This is a genomic window from Pseudomonas sp. GW460-12-10-14-TSB1 (assembly GCF_017349775.1).
GTDB classification, from domain to species: domain Bacteria; phylum Pseudomonadota; class Gammaproteobacteria; order Pseudomonadales; family Pseudomonadaceae; genus Aquipseudomonas; species Aquipseudomonas piscium.
Genome location: NZ_JACNAC010000030.1, coordinates 1 through 19607 on the forward strand (window position 1 = coordinate 1; position 19607 = coordinate 19607).

Below are 19607 nucleotides of genomic sequence, written 5' to 3' on the forward strand. Positions count from 1 at the left end.
GCCCAGCTGAACCCGGTGAACGAGCAGTTGAAACAGCGCATGGCGGCGATTTTCGGCGCCGGCTACGACTACACCTACCTGTACCCCGGCCTGCAGAAGGTAGTGCAGGCCGCGGGCCGGGTAATTCGCAGCCAGCAGGACCGTGGCGTGGTGATGCTGATCGACGACCGCTTCGCCGAGCCCCGGGTCCGGCAATTGCTGCCGGGCTGGTGGTCGCTCGACGCCCCGGTCGGCGAGGTGCTTCAGGGCGCTGGGTAGGCGGCGTCGCGGATTTCCCGGGTGAAGGCTCCCGACATGCCCTCGAAGGCGGTATTGGTCAGCGCCACCACCGTCAGCCTGGCCTGGGGGTCGACAAACCAGCTGTGGCCGTAGACGCCGCCCCATTGCAGGGTGCCCTTGGATTGCGGGGTGCCGGCCAGGGTCGGATCGTCCAGCACCGCCCAACCGTAACCGAAGCCCCAGCCCGGCCCCTGGGTCTGGGCCTGGGCGCCGACCTGGTCGGTCATCATCGCCTGCACGCTAGGGGCTGAAAGCACTGGGCCGCCACCCTGGCGCAAGGTGTCGAGAAAACGCGCCACATCGCTGGCGGTACCGGCCATGCCGGCGCCACCGGAGGGATAGGCGCGCGGGTCGAAAATCCGCTGGAGGGAGAACAGGGTGGTGCTTTCGTCGACCCTGATCGCTGTCTCGTCCTGCATCCGGCTCGGGCGCGGATGGTCATCGCGGTAAGCGGCGCCAAGGCGGGCAGGGTCCTTGACCGAGAACCCGGTGTCGTTCATGGCCAACGGCCCGGTCACCAGTTCTTCGGTCAGGACCGGCAGGCTTTTACCGCCGGCTTTTTCCAGCACGGCGCCGAGCACGTCGAGGGCCAGGGAGTAGCACCACTGCGTGCCCGGCGGATAACTCAAGGGCACGCTGACAATGCGTTTGAGGTTGTCTTCCAGGCTCATGCCCGGTTCGGCCAGGCCATCCGACACGCCCGCCGTGCGATACGCCCCGTGCTCGGCCTCGAGAAAGCCGTAGCTCAGGCCGGCGGTGTGGGTCAGCAACTGCTTGAGGGTGATCGGCGGTTGCGTGCCATCGGCCAGCCTTGGCCGAAAATCCGGCAGCCATTGGCTGACTGTGTCGTCCAGGGACAGCTTGCCTTGTTCCACCAGGCGCATGGCGACCGCGGACACCATGGGCTTGGTGATGGACGCCAGGCGCAGGATGGTGTCGCCGGTCATGGGCCGGGCGGCTTCCCGATCGGCGAAACCGGCGGCGCGCTGGTACACCACCTGGCCATCGCGCATCACCACCACCACGGTGCCGACGATCCGCTGTTGGTCTATGGCCCGTTCGATGGCCGTGTCCATGCGCCTGCCGAGTTCCTCGTCCGGCGTCGCGGCGCTGGCCAGCGAAGCGCCGAGGGTGGCGGCCAGGGCAACCAGGCCTTTATTGGGTAGATCCATGGGGGGCAGCCTCTAAAATCACAATGTCCGTTATGATTAACCGGCATTCGTTCTAATTTCAATAGTGATCATTATGATAAATAATCCTGCTGCCGTGGTGCGTCGTCGCGGACGGCCGATTGCCTTTGATCGCGACCAGGTCCTGGCCCTGGCCGCCGAGGTGTTCTGGCGCCTGGGTTATGAAGGCGCCTCGATGCCGGAGTTGTCGGCGGCCATGGGCATCACGGTGCAAAGCCTGTATGCCGCGTTCAGGTCCAAGGCCGAGCTTTACCAGCAGGCGCTGGCGCATTACCAGCGCAGCACCGGGGCCTTTGCCGAGCGGGCATTGCGCGAGGAGGCGGATGTGGTCGAGGGTTTTCTCCGCCTGCTGCGCGAGGCGGCCCATGAGTACAGCCTGCCGGGCCGGCCGCGGGGCTGCATGATCTCCACCGCGACCCTGACCTGCGCGGTGGAAAACGAAGGGATTCGTGAGTTTGTGAGCACCTTGCGGGCCAACACCCTCAAGGCATTCGAAGCGCATATCGAGCAGGGCATCGCCAGCGGGCAACTGCGTGCCGATACCCAGGCAGCGGCGCTGGCCCGGTATATCGGGGCGATCATTCAAGGCATGTCGGTACAGGCCCAGGATGGCGCGGATTGCGAGACCTTGCTGGCGATCGGCGAGCTGGCGGGGCGAGAAATAGAGCGGGCCAGGGCGTGACAGGCATGCCGGCCCAATGCGCGAACCTCAGCGGCTGCCGAGACCTGCTCCAGCCTGTGACACGCGGACGAACCGGCGCAGGGTTTCACCCGGCCCGGTGCGGAACTCGGTGGGCCTGGGCTGGCCCTCGTCCGCGGCGATGAAAACGAAGTCATCGCCTTCCAGTCGATAGCTGGCTGGCAAGTGCTTGCCGGTGTCGGCGCCCATGGAGTCGACCCAGGTAATGGATTTCGGCGTGGTCCGGGTATCGAGGGTAAAACTACCCGCGAGCAACAACTCGCCCTCAAGCGTCACGACGCGGAACCCTTGCCCCTGGATCAGGGTAAGAGCTCCTGGGGCGCCATGTTCGTCAGGTGGGTTGCTGACCCCGTTGTCCTCGTACTCCACCTGCTCCCAGGCACCTTGAAGCTGTTGCAGATCGAACTGGTCGTCGCAGGTCATCGTCGTTCGGGCCTTCTGTCTTCGCTGGATGAGAGGGGGTCAGTTGAAGATGTTGCGACCGATGCAGTACGTCAGCAGGTCCTGATCGCTCTCGACTTCCAGCTTGCGCATGGCGGAGATTTTCTGCGCGCTGATGGTCTTTGAACTGCGGTTCTGGCTGCGGGCAATGTCACTGACGCTCTTGCCGGAAACGAACAGCCGCAAGATTTCAAACTCCTTGGGCGAGAGCATGGAAATCCGGTCGTCGATGCTCGCGCTGGATTCGATGACCGAGCTCGGCGCGGGTTCGAGACTCTGATAGGAGCCTCTTTCGACGATGGTCTTGAGCGCTACTTGGATTTCATTGTGCAGCTGGCTTTTCTGGATCACCCCGACCACCCCCAGCTCATGCAGGCGCGTGAGGATCAATTGGTTGGAGATCATGGTCAGGATCAATATCTGCAGGCGCGGGAAGTGGCGCTTGAGGTACTCGACCAGCTTGAGGCCGTCGCCGTAGGGAGAGTCCCCGGGCATGTTGTAGTCGGTGATGACGATATCGACCGGCTGTTGTTCGAGGATCTCGATCAAGCCCTGTGAGCTGATGGCTTCACCGACTATTTCAAAGTCGCTTTCCCGCTCCATCAACTCGCGAACGCCGAGCAGAACAATCGGATGATCGTCGGCGATGACTACTTTAAATTTTTCCATGACTAGCCACTCGTAATACGCCGGTTGGTAGGGAGAAAGAGTAAAGGATTGCGTTCATCAAATCTTGTCGCGTCTCATTCAAGTGCATTAAGAATATCCGTCAAGTTTTGTATCAGGCTTTGCACCTCCAGGGTCACGGAAGAAGTCATCGCGCCTTGCAGTATCCGGGACTCCAGTTCGGCGCAGTTTTTCGCCAGTCCGCTCAACTGCACGGCACCCAGCGCCCCGGCGGCGCTGTGCAGCCGCTCGGCGAGCCGCTTGGCATCCTGGGCGTCGAGGGCGTCTGTCACGCTCTGGACATCCTGGCGCATGGTGCTGATGAACAGCTCACGCATTTTCGGGGACAGCTCGATCATTGTGTCGCCGGTCGCGGGGGGAGGCGTTGCATCGATCATCGGTTGCGGTTCCTGGGCAGGCGCATTCGCGCAGAGATTCGACAGGTATTGGTACAGGGTCTGCAGGCTCAAGGGTTTGACCAGCCAGGCATTCATGCCGATGGCCATGCAGCGGGCGCCTTCTTCGCGCATGGCATTGGCCGTGACCCCGACGATCGGAATCTCCCGGTCACGCTCACGCAGGGCACGGGTCAATTCATAGCCGTTGAGCAGCGGCATGTTCACATCGGTCAGCACCAGGTCGAACACCTGCGGCTGCCAGAGCTGCAAGGCTTCTTCGCCATTGGAGGCGGCCGTCACCCTGCAGCCCAGGGTTTCGAGTTGCTCTTTGATGATCGCCTGATTGATCGCGTTGTCCTCGGCCACCAGGATATGCAGGTCAAGCCTGCTGCTCAGATCGCATTCGGGAGCGGCGGGCGCAATGGTTTTTCCATGCAGGGTCAGGGAGATGGCCCTGGCAATGGCCCGCACATCATGCACATCCACGGCGCAACCTTGCAGTGGCTGGGCCGGAGGGTGTTCGCCACTGATGCACAGGACCCGGGGGCCGGACCAGGCGGGCAGGCTGTCGGAGGGTAGAACATCGACCAGCAGGTTGGCCTGGCGCGACTCTTCGACAAAGGCCGGCAATGGCTTGGCGACCACGCCGAGGCGATTCAGCCAGTCACAGGTGCTCTGCGTCAGTTCCACGGCGGGCGCCCGCACATACACCGCCTGGGTGGTCGGCAGGATGTCCGCGCAGCCTTCCAGCGCGCCCGGCATGACTTTCAGCCCCAGCCGCAGCGAGAAGCTGCTGCCCAGGCCTGGCTCGCTGACCACGCGCATCTGGCCGTCCATCATTTCCGTCAACCAGCGGCAGATCGCCAGGCCGAGCCCGGCACCGGCCTCGCTGGACGCGTCGCGTACCTGGTAGAAGGTGTCGAACAGGCGTTCCTGTTGCGCCGGCGAAATGCCGATGCCGGAGTCGGTGACCTGCCATTCCAGGCTGGCCTGGCCATCCACGGATTCCAGGACCCTGACCCGCAGCACGACACGCCCGGTGTCGGTGAATTTGATGGCATTGCTGAGCAGGTTGTTGAGGATCTGCCGGATCCGCACCGGGTCGCCCAGCAGTTGGTCGGGCAATGTCGCATCGACACAGGCGTACAGCAGCAAGCCTTTGTTTTCGGCGAAGACGCTGTAGGCGCGCAGGGTGTCCTCGATCATCTGCAGCGGGCAGAACTCCTGGGACTCGATCGCCATCTGCCCGGATTCGATCTTGGAAATGTCCAGGACATCGCTGATCAATTGGAACAGGGTGCTCGACGAGCGCTGGATGGTTTGCAGGTGCTCGCGCTGCCGGGCATCCAGGCGCGTCAGCCCGAGCAGTTCCAGGGTGCCCAGTACACCGTAGAGCGGGGTGCGTATTTCGTGGCTCATGGTGGCGAGGAACAGGGTCTTGGCTTCGCTCGCCGCAGCGGCGGAGCGTCGGGCCTGCTCCAGCATGGCCGCGCCCTCGATGTGGCTGGTCACGTCGTGGAAGGCACAGAGCAAGGCATCCTCACCCTGGTAACGGGTGGGCACGAAGCCTACCTGCAGGTGAGTGCCGTCGATGTCCAGCCGGGTTTCACCGGCGACGGACAGGTCCTGCCGGCTCTCCAGGGCCGTCCGCAGTCTTGTGCTGCCTTGCCACTGCTGGGCTTTCTGGTTTTCCAGCAGGACCTTGAAGTCCGAGCGGCGCACCACGCACAGGCCGGTGGGCGCGCTATCGATCACGGCCCGGCTGAAGGCTTCGCTTTCGGTGGTGCGTTGATAAGCCTCATAGACCGGTTTGACGATCCGCGACTGATACCGCCGACTGACCAGCCAGCCGCAGCCAATGCCGCCGATCAGCAGGGCCAGCAGGACCGGCAAGGGCCACAGGGTGTAGTTGAAGTAGCTCTTGAAGCCGACGGTGTAGAGAGCGGTCCAGGGCTCGGCGGAACCGCTTGTCACTTTGAAGACCATGCCGTCGCCGGTGATGTTCAGCCCGTCATGCAGCGCGACGCCCGGTTGCAGCGAACCGCTCAGCACCTTTCCGGAGGGGGCGACCAGGGCGATATGGTCATAGGTCGACCACGGCATGAGTCGCTTGATGTCATTGACCAGATCCATGCTCAGCAGCGAGGCAATGCCGATCTGGTTACCGGCGCCCTGAACGCGTGACCATTGCGGCCCGAGATGGGCGCTGACATAGGCCAGCAGCCGGACGGGCGCCTCGTTGGCCTGCTGCGGGACGAGGGGTTGCCAATCGACCGCGCCATCGGCCCGCGCCGAATCCTGCGTCAGCAGAAGCTTGAGTGTTTGCAGGACGAGTGCCTTGTTGGGTGTGTCGTTTTTCCAGAGCGGGTCTCGTGAATGCCCGGCTGCTGGAATGCCGATATTGAAGTTGTCCTCGGCGTCGAATAGAAAAAACGGCGGTGACTGGTAATGGGAAGTGGACCAGAAGGCACTGTAATAGTCGGTCAGGTGCTCTCCCAGCTCGGATAGCCTGGCCAAGGTGTCAGGCTCGACGTTCTGGTGATTGACCGACAGGCTGAAGGGCGTGGAAAAGGCAAACTCCTGGCCCAGGTAGTGGTGCGGTCCCTCTTCGGGCAAGGCGCTTTTCAGGTACGAACCCGAGTCGTTGGCGTGAAAGGGCACCTTGGTGCCTTGTACGGCGACGCCGCGGAGGAAGTCTTCATGTTCGCGGATGTCTTCCATCATCCGCGCAAAGTGCGCCTTGAACCTGTCGTGTTGTTCTTCGAGCAGTTTGTGTGACGACCAGTAACTGATGGCGATCAACAGCAGGGTCAAGCCGAGAAAAATCAACAATCCCTTGTTCAGGCGAGTCGAGTATCGTTTCAGATTCTCGAGAAGCGTGTCCTGGTGGTTCATCACTGGTATCCAAAAAAGCATGAAAAAGTCGAAGCCTTGAGGATTTTACCTTTAAACAACGACTTGTCAGTGATGTGGGGCATGTAATCCTGAAGGGGTGGATGTCCTCGGTTCAATAACTGGCGGCTGGACCGTCGTTCACCAGCAACTGTTGAAACTGCTCGGAGGGGACTGCGCGCGAGATCAGGAAACCCTGCACCTGGCTACAGTCGATCTTGCGTAACAGCGCCAGCTCTTCGGCGCTTTCCACGCCTTCGGCCACCACGGTCAGGCCCAGTTGGCGACCCAGGGCAATGATGCTGGTCAGGGCCTTGGTCAGCTCTTCGCTGGCGTGGCATCCCTGGACCAGGGCGCGATCGATCTTCAGTTCGGTGAACGGAGTCGAAACCAGGTTCATGTACGAGCTGTAGCCCTTGCCGAAGTCGTCCTGGGACAGGCCGAAGCCCTTGATGCGCAAACGACAGGCACCGGCATAGAAGTTACTGATGTCCTGAGGCACCGAACACTCCATGAGTTCGAAACAGATCTGCCCCGGTACGCCCTGATGTTCCATCACAAAGTCGAACAGGCGGTCCGCCAGGTCGTGGCTGTTGAGCAGGTGGGTTGGCAGATTGATCGACACCGGAATGTCGTAGTCCTGCTGGCGCCAGCGGGCCTGGGCCTGGATCGCCTGGCGCAGGACCAGCCACAGCAGGTCCTCCTCGAGATCGAAGGACTTGAGGGCGGGCAGGAAAGTGTCGGGCAGCATCATGCCTTGTGTCGGGTGCATCCAGCGGACCAGGGCTTCGGCGGCGACGATGCGGCCGTTGAACAGCGATTTCTTGGGTTGGAACCAGGCCTCGAATTGTTCTTCCTGGATGGCCTGGGCCAGCGCGGCCCGACTGAGCATGGAGGCCGGCAAGGGGCGCGGCGAGCTCGGTTGCGAAATGCTCAATTGGGTGGTCAGGGTCTGCAGGGCGGCAAGGTTCACCGGTTTCGAAATCAGGCCGATGACTTTCACCCCGAGGTTCTTGGCAACCAGGCTGGCGCTCATCAGCATGCGCCGCGAAGCCGAGCTCATGATCGCCAGTGCGGGCTTGGAGTGCAGGGCCGCCAGCCTCTGGATGAACTGCACGCCATCCATTCCCGGCATTAACAGGTCGGTGAGCACCAGGTCGAACTTGCGCCATTTCAAGCGTTCCAGCGCCTCTTCGCCATCCCGTGCGCCTTCCAGGTAATAGGGGCCCAGCTCACCGAACAGATGCTGCAGGTACATGTGCTGGAAGGGATGGTCTTCAACGATCAATATGCTACAGGGCTTCATTCTTCGCTCTTTCATAGGGCGCTAGGTAATTGAACAGGGCGCGTAATGCAAAAGGTTTGACCAGGCAATGGTTCATTCCGGCCGCCAGACATTGCTCTTCTTCTCCACGCATCGCATTGGCCGTGGCACCGATGATCGGGACCGTACAGCCACGACGTCGCAGCTCCTTGGCCAGTTCATAGCCATTCATCACGGGCATGTTGACGTCGGTGAGGACCAGATCGAACCGCTCGGGATTCCACATCGACAGGGCTTCCTCGCCGTTTGACGCAAGCTCCACGCTGCAGCCCAGTTCTTCCAGCTGATCCCTGAGGATCAACTGGTTGATGACGTTGTCTTCGGCCACCAGCACGTTCAGGTTCAGTTGTTTCAACGTCCAGTGTTCGTTGTGGTTCTCGGCCTTGGCCACCCACAACCCCTGGGCCTGGCTGACCGCCTGATGAATGGAGCGCAGGTGGTTCAGGTTCACGTGCCAGCACCCGGTGCGAACCTGGGGTTCGTTATTGCCGGTCCCGGTGGCGAGGATCAGCGGACCGGGCCAGTCGGGTTGCAGGCGCTGTTCCAGTTCGCCGGGGTGAACCTCGACCAGCAGGCAATCGCTGGTCGGGGCGATCTTCGAGGGATGGCAGATCTGTACCCGCGCGCCCCACTGGCGCAGCCAGCCGCCGATGGACTCCGCCAGCTCCCGCACGCTGGACATCACATAGATGGTTTCCGGCAGCAGCTGTGTGGCGGGTAGGGTGACCGGTCCATCGATCGCCGCTTCCAGGGGCAGGGTGAGGGAGAAGCTGCTGCCCAGCCCCAGTTCGCTGACCATGCGCAGGCTGCCGTTCATCAATTGGGTGAGGCGCTGACAGATCGGCAGGCCCAGGCCGGTGCCCGCCACCACGTTGGCGTTGCCGCCGGTTTGATAGAAGGGTTCGAAGATCAACGGCTGATGATCCAGGGCAATGCCTTTGCCGGTGTCGGAGACCTGCCACAGGATGCTGGAGCGCTCGCCATCGCGGCTCAGCAGGTTGACCCGCAGCACGATGCGCCCCAAGTCGGTGAACTTCACCGCGTTGTTGAGCAGGTTGCTGAGGATCTGCCGGATGCGGGTGACGTCGCCGATCAGCCGCTCGGGGATTTGCGGGTCCACGCAGGAGTAGAGCAGCAGGCCCTTGTTCGACGCCGCCGCGGAATAGCCCTGGATCAACTCGTGGACCAGGTCCAGTGGCGAGAACTCATTCAGCTCCAGGGCCAGTTGCCCGGCTTCGATCTTGGACACGTCCAGCACATCGCAGATCAACTGCAACAGGGTCGAGGAAGAACACTCGATGGCGCGCAGGTAGTCGCGCTGCTGGGTATCCAGCCGGGTGCGGGCGAGCAGCTCCAGGGTGCCCAGTACACCATACAGCGGCGTGCGAATTTCATGGCTCATGGTGGCGAGGAACAGGGTCTTGGCTTCGTTGGCCGCGTCGGCCATCTGCCGGGCTTCTTCCAGCGCGGCTTCCACCTGCTTGCGCGCGCTGATGTCGCTGAAGGCGCAGAACAACACGTCCTCGCCCTTGTAGCGGGTGGGCGCGGAACTCAGGTAAAGGTGGCGCCCGTCGGTGGTCTCGAAGTAGTCGAAGCGGTTCGGTTCGTGGCTCTTGAAGGCTTGCTGGATCCAGCCGGCGCAGAGTATTTCCCGTTCGATGCCGTCGCCCAGCCACTGCTGCGCCAGGGTGTTTTCCAGGACCACCTGGCCGTCGGTACGGCGCAGCACGCACAAGGCCACGGGCGCGGTCTGGATCACGTCGCGGCTGAACAGCTCGCTCTCGACCAGGGCCTGGATACGGCTCAGCGCGGGGGTGATGAAGCGGTGTTCGATGCGGCGGGTCAGCAGGCAGATCAGGCTGATGCTGAACAGGCAGAACACCAGGGTGCCGGCCAGCTGGGGCCAGAGGGCGATCAGCAGGGCCCGCAGGCTGAAGGAGTAGACCAGTTGCCAGTCGGAGGTCATCAGTTGCTTGCGGATCACCAGGTGATCGGGCCACCAGCCACTGCCGACAAACCCGAAGAAATTGCTGCCTTGCAGTTGCTGCAGGGCCTGGCCCAGGCGCCCGGCCGGGGTGTTGGTGAACAGCAGCGCGCCTTCGGAGTTGAACATCATGAACTCGCCGGCGCTCTGGTCGCTGAGGGCCTTGAGCACTTCCCGTCCATCCATTTCCAGGCCCAGCCAGCCGGAGTCATCGGAGCGCTCGTCGAGCCGGGTGAAAATGTACAGCTGCGAAGTCTGTGTGGACTGGTCGGTGAGCCACAGCTCGTTGGTGTCCGGACGCTCCCCATGGTTGAGCGCCTCAAGCTTCGAGAGGATGGTCCTGGGCAGGTTGGGGGAGGTGGGGTTGCTGCTGTAGAGGCGCATGACCCGAGCCTCGGGACCGGAGCTTACATACAGCAGGTTGACCTGCTTGGCCTTGAAATATTCGCGCATGCGCTGGCTTAGCCAGATGCTCCAGGGGTCATCGATGTCGCCCAGTTGCAGGTGCAGCTCTTCGCTGGAGGGCAGGTACACCAAGGCCTGGGCTTGCTTGGAGCGGCGCACCGCGGACAGGCTGAGGCTTTCCAGCAAGGCCTCGCGGCTGGTGAAGAAGGTCTGGGCTTCGGCGATGGCGCTGCTCATGTAGCCGCGGCGCCGGGAAATGTCGTTGCTGAGGGTGGAATTGAGGAAGTTGTAGACGGCACCGAGGATGCCGACCAAAAGAATGAGCGCGAAAAGACGCAGCAACCTGCTGGCGGCTTCTGGACTGGAAAATACGGGACTGATCTGATGAAGGTAGGTCTTTAATCTCATTGACCTACTCTAAGTAAAGCCTCAAAAAATCGGGATAGGACGATCCTTAAAGTCGCCGGTATTTCGCCGCTTCCAGCCCTGTTCACGACGAAAAAAACCTGGCATGGGCGCCAGGTTTTTTGCTGTGGTGCGGCTTGCGGCAGCAGGCTCAGACCACTGCCAGTCGCTGCTTGCGCAGAGGCGCGGGGAAGGCCCGGTCGATGGCCGCCAGGTCTTCGTCGTTCAAGCGCAATCCGGCCGCCTCGGCGTTCAGCCGGACATGTTCGGGGTGCACCGCCTTGGGAATGGCGATCACGCCGTCCTGACGCAGGACCCAGGCCAGGGAAACCTGGGCCGTGGTCACGCCATGGCGTTCGGCGACCTGCTGTAGCACAGGGTGATGCAGCAGCTTGCCGGCCTGGGCGATAGGGCAGTAAGCCATGAGCGGCAAGCGCTGCCGTTGCGCGGCGGGCAGCAGGTCGAATTCGATGCCGCGTTCTTCGATGTTGTACAGCACCTGGTTGGTGGCGCAGGCCGGGCTTGCCAGTTCCTCGAGGTCATCGAGGTCGAAATTGGATACGCCCCAGCGGCCGATCTTGCCGTCTTCGCGCAGGCGCTCGAAAGCCTCCACCGTTTCTTCAAGAGGGTATTGCCCACGCCAGTGCAGCAGGTACAGATCGATGTAGTCGGTACCCAGGCGGCGCAGGCTGCGGTCGCAGGCTTGGGGAATGCCTTTGCGGCTGGCGTTGTGCGGGTACACCTTGCTGACCAGGAACACCCGGTCGCGCTGGCCGGTGATGGCGGCGCCGACCACTTCTTCCGCGCCGCCCTCGGCGTACATCTCGGCGGTATCGATCAGGCTCATGCCCCGTTCGATACCGGCCTGCAGTGCGGCAATCTCGGCGTTGCGCTGGTGGCGCTCCTCGCCCATGCGCCAGGTACCCTGGCCAATCACCGGGACGGGCACGCCCGCCAGATCGAGTGTTCGCATGACAATCTCCTGAAAGGGTTAGCAAGGACCCAGAGAAGCAAAGGCAAGGGTGCCGGTCAAGGTAACGAAGTGAGGGAGGGAATCTTTTATATTCTTTTAAGGAATAAAATAACTACTATTTATTCCTTTTAATATCGAAAGACACAGGGCACCTTAGAGGCCTGCACGGCGATGCGCCAGTGCCCACCCCAGACAGGAAGGCCCACCATGACCATCAAGGCAATCAACGTTCGCAACCAGTTCAAGGGCATCATCAAGGAGATCCATGAAGGCCAGGTGGTCTCGGAGGTTGATGTGCAGACCGCCTCGGGCATCGTCACTTCGGTGATCACCACGCGCTCGGTGCGCGACCTGGAATTGAAGGTCGGCAGCGAGGTCATCGCCTTCGTCAAATCCACCGAAGTGTCGATCGCCAAGCTCTGAGACCTTCGATCCCGACCCCGCGTCATGCCCCGCACCGCGCTTGCGCCCCTCGCCGAACCCCGTCACAGGGCTCGGGCGAGGGTCGCAAGCCGCCTTTCCCGAGAAAAGTCGGGCCTCTTTAGAATGATTATTTCTTTGGGTTATTGGATGCGCTGATTCGCGCATATCCATTGCAGCGGAAAACACGTTCCTATCCTGACCCTATCCGTCATGAAATCCATCTGGCTGCTCAAGCGGAAAATCCCGCATGAACGGCTGCGCAGAAGCTGCCCCGGCAGCCGCTGTTGCTGTTCGATCGGCATCTTGTGCGGCGTTCGCCACTCCCTAGAATCCGCCCCATCAGCTTCGTCCAACTATCGAATCGCTTAGGGAGTTTCACCATGATGAATGCCATGCAGATGCAAATGCCGATGAACGCCAACATGCCGATGATGCCGATGATGGGCATGCCGATGATGATGGCGACCATGAGCTGCGAAATGATGGACGACGGCATGCTGTGCAAGATGATGCCGGCCGCGGGCATGGACATGGCCATGTTCAAGAACAGCGCGCAAATGATGCAGATGATGATGAACTGCGGCATGCCGATGATGATGCACTGCGCCAACATGAGCATGATGTGCATGTCCCAGGCGAGCATGGCCATGCCGATGATGGGCGCCATGATGCCAATGCCGATGATGATGGGCATGCCGATGCCGTCGATGAAGTGCGTGATGGAATGCACCCTCGAAGCCGACTGCATGATGTGCAAGATCATGCCGATGGCCGGCATGAACATGGACATGATGAAAAGCTGCTGCGCCCTGATGATGAAGATGATGAACGACTGCGGCATGCCGATGATGATGAGCTGCAACGGCATGCCGATGATGTGCTGCACCTGCTGATTCCTCGCAGCGGCACAAAAAAAGCCCGGCCGGGATGATCCCGCCGGGCTTTTTTCATAGAGGGGCTGTCGGCATTCGTAGCCGTTGGCGCAGCCTGCGATCGGGGCCGCAGGCCCCGCCATGTCATCACAGTCCCGGCTTGCTCAGTCCAGGCGCTCCGGATAGGTCACCACCAGGTAGGCCACCGCTTCGCTGTCGGCCGGGTTGCGGTAGCGGTGCGGCTGGTCGGCGTAGAACAGGATCGAGTCGCCGGTGGAGAGCAGGTAGCGCTCGTCGTTGACGCTGATTTCCAGCACGCCCTGGGACACCACCAGGTTTTCCTGGACTCCCGGTCCGTGTCCTTCGGACTGGTCTTCGCCGAGCGGGCTCAGGCGCAGTTCGTAGAATTCCGACTGACGCGCCACGTCGAAGGGGAACAGGGCGCGGCTGACAAAGGCGCCGCTGGCGCTGACCAGGCGTTTGCTCTGGCTCGACGGCAGCACCGCCACGCCTTCGAAGGCGCGATGTTCGAGAAAGGCCGCGACCGACACTTTCAGGCCCTTGGCGATCTTGCACAGCACCTTGATCGACGGCACGCTGCGCCCGGATTCGATCTGCGCCAGCATCGCCCGGCTGACCCCGCACTGGCGGGCCAGGGCATCCAGGGACAGATGCCGCTTGCTGCGCAGGCGTTGCAGGTTCTGCGCGACCCGTTCGCTGATGGGGTCTTCTTCCTGAGCTTCCAGGTGGGTCAGATCAAGGCTGGGTTCGTCGGCGCTCGCCAGAAAGCGCGAGGGTTCCTGGGCGCTCACGCGTTGTATGTCCTGGTCGGCCGGGCCGCCTGAACCCACTGGAACGCCTGGTAACCGGCATTGCGCGCGTACATCTCCCACATGGCCCGGGCCAGCTGCTGGGCCTGCTTGCGTTTGCGGAACTGGGCGAAGTCGATAACGTTTTCAGTCGGTTTCATAAGGCACTTCACTGTCGTGACCAATGGGCGGGATGAGCTGAGAGTACGTGGTTATTTTTATAACCATAAATACTTATTATTTATTTATTAATTCCTTTGTGTTCTTAGTTGCCGAGCCCGTGACAACGCCCGTTCAAATCACATGGGCCTTGTGCAATTCGGTCAGGGACAGCGCTTTGAGGCGGGCCAGCAGCGGGTCGCGGCGGTCCCGTGGATGGCTCAGTTGCACCGCCAGTTCCTGGCGGATGCTGCTGGGGCGGTTGTCCATCACCAGCACCCGGTCGCTCAGGTACAGCGCCTCGTCGACATCATGGGTCACCAGCAGCAGGGCGATGGCGTGACGCTCGGCCAGTTGCAGCAGCAGGTCCTGCAGTTTCATCCGGGTAAAGGCATCCACCGCACTGAAGGGCTCGTCCAGCAACAGCACCTGTGGCCGCGAGTACAGGCCGCGGGCAATCGCCACCCGCTGCGCCATGCCGCCGGACAGCGCCTTGGGCAGGGCCTGGGCAAAACCGCCGAGGCCGACTTCCTCGATCAGCTGCGCGACCCAGGCCCGGTCGTAATGCTCGTCGTCGCTGAAGCCGATGTTCTGTTCCACCGTCAGCCAGGGCATCAGCCGCGGTTCCTGGAAGACAAAGGCCAGGCGTTCGGTCTGGCTCAGCAGTTGCCCCTGAAAGTCCTTCTCCAGGCCGGCGACTATCCGCAGCAAGGTGCTTTTGCCGCAGCCGCTGGGGCCCAGCAGGCTGACGGCTTCCCGCGGCTGCAATTGCAGGTGGATATCCTGGAGGACGGTGGTGGCGGCGAAGGTCTTGCGCTCTACCTGGATATCCAGCAGGGCTTGGGTCATGGCTCGATCCTCTGTGCGTTAGTCGTTGCTGCCTTGGCCATTGAAGGTGTCGCGCCAGGCCAGGCAGCGTTTTTCCAGGCCGGCGAGGAGGCCGTCGCTGAGCTTGCCGAGCACGGCGAGGACGATGATCGCCGCCAGCACTATGTCCGGCCGTGAGGTTTCCCGGCCGTCGCTGAGCAGATAACCCAGGCCCTTGGTGGCGGCGATCAGTTCGGCGGCCACCAGGAACATCCAGGCCAGGCTCATGCCGCTGCGCAAGCCGGTGAACAGCCCGGGCAGGGCGGCGGGCAGGAGAATCCGCCGCACCAGCCGGCGCCGGCTGAAAGCGTACATATGGCCGACCTCCACCAGCTTGCGGTCGATATCACGGATCGCCGCCACACCATTGAGGTACACCGGGAAGAAGGCGCCGATGGCGATCAGCACCACTTTGGAGGTCTCGTCGATGCCCAGCCACAGCAGGAGCAACGGCACCCAGGCCAGGCTGGGGATCGAACGCAGGCCGGCGAAAGTCGGCTCCAGGTAGGCTTCGGCTTCCCGGCTCAGGCCGACCCAGGCGGCGAATACCAGGGCCAGGCCGGCACCGATGGCAAAGCCCAGCAGCACCCGCAGCAGGCTGGCGCCGATGTGCTTCCACAGCGCGCCTTCGGCCAGGTCGCCGAGGGTCAGGGCGATCTCGCTGGGGGCCGGCATCTGGTACGACGGCAGCCAGCCGAGGCGTACCACGATCTCCAGCAGCAGGATGATCGCTACCGGCAGGACCAGGCCTTTGAGGCGCAAGCGCCAGCGGGCGGGGTTGAAGCCTGGGAGCTTGCCTGGCGCAGACAGGGCCAGGCGGGTCGAGAGGTTGTTGCTGTCGCTGCTCATGGCGATTCTCCGGCAACGCCGAATCCGCGCCAGGCGCGGACTCGGTTGTCGCCTGGGCGGTGGGTTATTGACGGGCCACGGCCTGCTTGAAGCCGGTGTCGAGCAGTTGGTCGATCACCTGATCCACGTTGACCCCGCGGCGCACCAGCTCCTCGGAAACCAGGATCGGCGCGGCGGCCTTGGAAGCCAGCACATCCTGGGCGCTCAACTGCGGGCTGCCGAGGTCGGTGCGCGACAACTGCAGCCGGGCCACTTCCAGCGGCAGGCCGGATTCGTCGGCCAGCAGCTTGGCCAAGTCGTCCGGATGCTTGACCGACCATTCGCGGGCCTGCTCGTAGGCGGCGAGTACGGTGGCGATGGTCTGCGGATGTTCCTTGGCGTATTGCTCGGTGACGCTGACCACGCCGTAGCTGTTGAAGGCGGTGTTGCGGTACAGCAGGCGCGAGCCGGCCTGTACTTCGCTGGCGGCCATATGCGGGTCGAGGCCGGCCCAGGCGTCGACGTCGCCTTTTTCCAGGGCGGTGCGACCGTCCGGGTGCTGCAGGTGTACCAGCTCCACATCGTCCTTTTTCAGCCCGGCCTGTTGCAGGCTGCGCAGGGTGAACAGGTAGGGATCGGTGCCCTTGGTGGCGGCGATCTTCTTGCCCTTGAGGTCGGCGACTGTCTGGTACGGCGAATCCTTGCGCACCACCAGGGCGGTCCATTCGGCGCGGCTATAGACGTATACCGACTTGATCGGGCTGCCGTTGGCCCGGCTCAGCACCGCTGCCAGGCTGGCGGACGAAGCGAAGTCGACGCCGCCGCTGTTGAGGTACTCCAGGGAGCGGTTGCTGCCTTGGCTGAGGACCCAGCTGACCTTGGTCTGGGGCAGGGCCTTTTCGAGAAAGCCGAAGTGCTTGAGCACCAGGCTGACTGGCGAGTAATAGGCGTAGTCCAGGTGCACTTCGGCCGGCGGGCTTTCCGCGGCCTGGGCCAGGGGTTGCAGGCTCAGCGCCAGGGCGCAGGCGCTGAGCAGGTACCTGGCGCGGGCCAGGGGGGAACGGAAGACGGGTTTCATGGAGCGGCTCCGGACAAGGCGGCGAGAGGGCAATGTTGTTATTTCCGGTTGTTATTTCCGGCTCTTATTTCAAAAGCAACGCAAGGCAGGAATGAAACCTGCTGGAAAGGAATATTGCAGGCTCTGTGCCATAGCCGGGAAAGGGCGGTTTCGAGGCGTTGCCAGGGGAAAGAAGCCTCAGGCGATGTTGCTTGGACAACAGTCTGTTGCTGCGCTGTTTCTCCACCAACAGCCCTGGTTGCGGGTGCAAAAGCGGCTATGAGCTTATGCGTTAACAGAATTTCAAAACTGGATTCTAAGAGCGTTATGTTCTAGAAAATCCGCTTTTCCAATCATCCAGGAATTTCCCATGAAGCTCTCCCGCCGTCTGCGCCGCCTGCTCCTCAGCACCCTGTTCGCGGCGCCCCTGGCCCAGGCCGCCGAGCCGCTGGTCCTGCATGTCGGCGACCAGAACTACTACAACGTGCGAGCCTCGGTGGAGGCCTCGGGTGTGCTCGAAGGCGCGCCCTACAAGGTCGACTGGAAACACTTCCAGGCCGCTGCGCCCCTGGCCGAAGCCTTGAACACCGGCGCCCTGGACCTGGGATTCCTCGGCGATTCGGGCTTTCTGTTCCTTGCCGCGAAACAGGCGCCGGTGAAGCTGATCGGCGTCTCGCGGCAGAATCCGGACACCATCGCCTTGCTGGTGCCCAAGGACTCGCCGGTGCAGACCATCGCCGACCTCAAGGGCAAGAAGGTCGCCTACTGGCCCGGCGCCTGGAGCCAGCAACTGACCCTGCGCGCCCTGGAGCAGGCCGGCCTGCCGGAGGACCATGTCGAGTTCATCAAGCTGATGCCGATCGACGCCGCGGCGGCCTTGCCCCAGGGCAGCATCGATGCCTTCCCGGTATGGGAACCCTATATCTCGCAACAGATCCTGTTCTCCGGCGCGCGGCCGATCCTCACCGCAAAGAACCTGATGCCCGGCCTCAGCGCCATCGCCGCCTCGACCCCGGCCATCGACAGCAAGCGCGCAGCCATCGCCGACTTCCTCGGCCGCCTGAAACAGGCCCGCGCCTGGGTCGACAGCCACACCGACCAGTACGCCGACCTGTGGGCGAAAAAGGCCAACCTCGACCAGAACGTCTCGCGCCATTGGCTGCGCCAGGCGCACATGAGCGTCGGCCCGGTGGACCAACAGGCCGCCGCCGACCTGCAAAGCACCGCGGACTTCCTGTTCAAGGTCAAGGCGCTGCCGGCGCCATTGGCCACCGCGACTGTTGTCGATACCTCCTTTACCCAGGCCCTGAGCCAGTGAAGCCCTGCTGGGCCCCCTGTCATCGGCCCCGGCACCTTCAGCGCCCTTCGTGCTGGCGGCGATAAGCTCCCGGCTGCACGCCCACCGCCTTGGCGAAGGCCCGGGTAAAGGCCGCGACCGATTGATAACCCACCGCCGCGCCGACCTGTTCCACGGTGTGGTTGGCCTTGAGCAACTGGCAGGCATGGCGCATGCGCAGCGCCAGCAGGACCTGGCCCGGGGATTGCCCGGCCAGCTCGTTGAAGCGGTTGAAGAAGGCCGAGCGCGACAGCCCGGTGCAGGCCGCCATGCTTTCCAGGGGCCAGGGCTGTTCGGGGTGCTCGATCAACTGTTCCAGCAGCGCCGCGAAAGCCGGATGGCGGGCCAGCGCCACCAGTCCGCCGAGGCCCTGGTTGTCGGCCACTTGCTGGCGCAGCACATAGAGGAACAGCAAATGGCTCAGGCGCTCCAGCAGCGCCGAGGAGGGCGCGGGTGTGCGCTGGCACTCTTCCAGGATCAGCTCGAACAGGGCCCGGGCCGCGCTCAGGGACGGGTCGCCGGCGCGCAGCACGATCCAGTCCGGCAGGCCGTCGATGATCAGCGACGACAGCCCGGAGCTGAAGTGAAAGAAGCCGCAGACCAGCCCCACGCCATCCTCGGCGCCAGCGTCGAGCGCCTGCATGGCCATGCGCGGCAGTTCACGGGCGGCGCCCTGCTCTTCGGCGCTGGACAGGCGATAGTCCAGGTCGCGCAGCAGGAACACCGCGTCCCCGGCATCCAGGCGCTGGGCCTGCTCCTGGCCTTCGATATGCAGCCAGCAATGGCCCTGCACGATCAGGTGGAAGCTGGCCCGGGACAGGCCGTGGGTGCTGGCGTGCCAGCCGCCGCAGTAGCGGCCGACATGGAACAGGCTGGCGTCGAGTTCGAGGCTTTCTAATAACCAATCAACCAGTGGGCTGGACGAAATCATCTAATGGAAACACTCAGGAGCAAGTAATCGCTACTTTAGAATATGGATCGGAATTCTTATAACCAACAGACTGGCCGGACACCTACACAGCAGGAGTCCATCGCATGTCGCGCATCACTTTACACAGCCTGCAAAGCGCTCCCGAAGCGGCCCGGCCGTTTTTGCAGAACGCCCAGAACAACTCGGGGTTCATCCCCAATCTGCTGGGCATCCTGGCCAATGCCCCGGCGGCGCTGGAGACCTACGTTACGGTATCGGCGCTCAATGGCAAGGCCGAGCTGAGCCTGGCCGAACGGGAAGTGGTGCAGTTGGTGGCGGCCACCACCCACGGCTGCGATTTCTGCGTGGCCGGGCACAGCGCCGTGGCGCAGAACAAGGCCAGGCTGCCGGACGAAGTGATCAGCGCGTTGCGTGAGCTGACTCCTTTACCGGAGGCAAAACTGCAGGCGCTGGCCGTCTTCGCCGCCGAGGTGATCGCCACCCGGGGCAACGTCAGCGAACCGACATTCGCGGCGTTCAAGGCCGCCGGCTACAGCGAGGGCAATGCCCTGGAAGTGATTCTCGGGGTGAGCCTGGCGACCCTGTGCAACTTCGCCAACGTGTTCGCCCGCACGCCGCTGAACCCGGAACTGGCCAAGTACCGCTGGCAGGCGCCGCAGCAGTGAGGC

The 19607-nt window shown here is 62.8% G+C and carries 19 protein-coding genes; 6 read left to right on the plus strand and 13 right to left on the minus strand.

Going from position 1 to position 19607, the window contains the following annotated elements; genetic code table 11:
* On the plus strand, nucleotides 1-258 hold a 258-nt coding region (locus J4D52_RS17910; RefSeq protein WP_309474380.1), incomplete at its 5' end, for a helicase C-terminal domain-containing protein.
* On the opposite strand, the gene J4D52_RS17915 is transcribed toward J4D52_RS17910, so the two are convergent.
* The gene (locus tag J4D52_RS17915) at nucleotides 243-1451 is read right to left on the minus strand and encodes a serine hydrolase (RefSeq protein WP_102677256.1); all 1209 of its coding nucleotides are present in this window, start codon (nucleotides 1449-1451) and stop codon (nucleotides 243-245) included. The two genes, J4D52_RS17910 and J4D52_RS17915, sit on opposite strands and share 16 nt — an antisense overlap.
* Nucleotides 1452-1524: 73 nt before the next feature.
* On the opposite strand from J4D52_RS17915, the gene J4D52_RS17920 reads away from it, so the two are divergent.
* Nucleotides 1525-2151: a TetR/AcrR family transcriptional regulator gene (locus tag J4D52_RS17920; protein ID WP_102677257.1), complete on the plus strand. Its 627-nt coding sequence runs from the start codon at nucleotides 1525-1527 to the stop codon at nucleotides 2149-2151.
* A 27-nt stretch (nucleotides 2152-2178) separates the two neighbouring features.
* Here the strand turns inward: J4D52_RS17920 and J4D52_RS17925 are convergent, their stop codons facing one another.
* From J4D52_RS17925 to J4D52_RS17950, 6 genes are all read right to left on the minus strand, one after another.
* The gene (locus J4D52_RS17925; RefSeq protein ID WP_102677258.1) at nucleotides 2179-2592 is read right to left on the minus strand and encodes a TIGR03067 domain-containing protein; all 414 of its coding nucleotides are present in this window, start codon (nucleotides 2590-2592) and stop codon (nucleotides 2179-2181) included.
* 39 nt (nucleotides 2593-2631) lie between these two features.
* On the minus strand, nucleotides 2632-3279 hold the full coding sequence (locus J4D52_RS17930) for a response regulator (protein WP_025808764.1): 648 nt from the start codon (nucleotides 3277-3279) through the stop codon (nucleotides 2632-2634).
* A gap of 74 nt (nucleotides 3280-3353) precedes the next feature.
* A complete protein-coding gene (locus J4D52_RS17935; RefSeq protein WP_102677259.1) occupies nucleotides 3354-6569 on the minus strand; it encodes a hybrid sensor histidine kinase/response regulator in 3216 nt (1071 codons plus the stop codon).
* 112 nt (nucleotides 6570-6681) lie between these two features.
* On the minus strand, nucleotides 6682-7872 hold the full coding sequence (locus J4D52_RS17940) for an EAL domain-containing protein (RefSeq protein WP_063431087.1): 1191 nt from the start codon (nucleotides 7870-7872) through the stop codon (nucleotides 6682-6684).
* The gene (locus J4D52_RS17945; protein ID WP_025808767.1) at nucleotides 7859-10687 is read right to left on the minus strand and encodes a response regulator; all 2829 of its coding nucleotides are present in this window, start codon (nucleotides 10685-10687) and stop codon (nucleotides 7859-7861) included. Before J4D52_RS17945 ends, J4D52_RS17940 begins: the two co-directional genes overlap by 14 nt.
* 148 nt (nucleotides 10688-10835) lie before the next feature.
* Nucleotides 10836-11657 (minus strand): aldo/keto reductase, encoded by an 822-nt coding sequence (locus J4D52_RS17950; RefSeq protein ID WP_025808768.1) that lies wholly within the window; start codon nucleotides 11655-11657, stop codon nucleotides 10836-10838.
* Between the two features lie 207 nt (nucleotides 11658-11864).
* On the opposite strand from J4D52_RS17950, the gene J4D52_RS17955 reads away from it, so the two are divergent.
* Nucleotides 11865-12080, plus strand: coding sequence for a molybdopterin-binding protein (locus tag J4D52_RS17955; protein WP_007929084.1), 216 nt, complete (start codon nucleotides 11865-11867; stop codon nucleotides 12078-12080).
* A gap of 380 nt (nucleotides 12081-12460) precedes the next feature.
* Nucleotides 12461-12973, plus strand: coding sequence for a hypothetical protein (locus J4D52_RS17960; protein ID WP_173678554.1), 513 nt, complete (start codon nucleotides 12461-12463; stop codon nucleotides 12971-12973).
* Nucleotides 12974-13116: 143 nt separating this feature from the next.
* Here J4D52_RS17960 and J4D52_RS17965 read toward each other — a convergent pair whose 3' ends face one another.
* The 5 genes from J4D52_RS17965 to J4D52_RS17985 form a co-directional block, all read right to left on the minus strand.
* Complete coding sequence (locus J4D52_RS17965) at nucleotides 13117-13707, minus strand: helix-turn-helix domain-containing protein (RefSeq protein WP_371860305.1); 591 nt, start codon at nucleotides 13705-13707, stop codon at nucleotides 13117-13119.
* Between the two features lie 53 nt (nucleotides 13708-13760).
* On the minus strand, nucleotides 13761-13922 hold the full coding sequence (locus tag J4D52_RS17970) for a hypothetical protein (protein ID WP_164485764.1): 162 nt from the start codon (nucleotides 13920-13922) through the stop codon (nucleotides 13761-13763).
* 133 nt (nucleotides 13923-14055) lie between these two features.
* Nucleotides 14056-14769: an ABC transporter ATP-binding protein gene (locus J4D52_RS17975; protein WP_102677261.1), complete on the minus strand. Its 714-nt coding sequence runs from the start codon at nucleotides 14767-14769 to the stop codon at nucleotides 14056-14058.
* An 18-nt stretch (nucleotides 14770-14787) separates the two neighbouring features.
* Nucleotides 14788-15636 (minus strand): ABC transporter permease, encoded by an 849-nt coding sequence (locus J4D52_RS17980; protein ID WP_102677262.1) that lies wholly within the window; start codon nucleotides 15634-15636, stop codon nucleotides 14788-14790.
* Between the two features lie 64 nt (nucleotides 15637-15700).
* Nucleotides 15701-16693 carry an aliphatic sulfonate ABC transporter substrate-binding protein gene (locus J4D52_RS17985; RefSeq protein ID WP_102677263.1) on the minus strand — a complete coding sequence of 331 codons (993 nt, stop codon included), beginning with the start codon at nucleotides 16691-16693 and terminating at the stop codon, nucleotides 15701-15703.
* A 349-nt stretch (nucleotides 16694-17042) separates the two neighbouring features.
* Between J4D52_RS17985 and J4D52_RS17990 the strand changes: the two genes are divergently transcribed.
* Nucleotides 17043-17990 (plus strand): ABC transporter substrate-binding protein, encoded by a 948-nt coding sequence (locus tag J4D52_RS17990; RefSeq protein WP_102677264.1) that lies wholly within the window; start codon nucleotides 17043-17045, stop codon nucleotides 17988-17990.
* Nucleotides 17991-18027: 37 nt separating this feature from the next.
* Here the strand turns inward: J4D52_RS17990 and J4D52_RS17995 are convergent, their stop codons facing one another.
* A complete protein-coding gene (locus J4D52_RS17995) occupies nucleotides 18028-18939 on the minus strand; it encodes an AraC family transcriptional regulator (RefSeq protein ID WP_102677265.1) in 912 nt (303 codons plus the stop codon).
* Between the two features lie 104 nt (nucleotides 18940-19043).
* Here J4D52_RS17995 and J4D52_RS18000 point away from each other — a divergent pair, with 104 nt between their 5' ends.
* Entirely contained in the window at nucleotides 19044-19604 is a 561-nt protein-coding gene (locus tag J4D52_RS18000) for a carboxymuconolactone decarboxylase family protein (protein ID WP_102677266.1), read from the plus strand.
* Nucleotides 19605-19607: the final 3 nt, after the last annotated feature.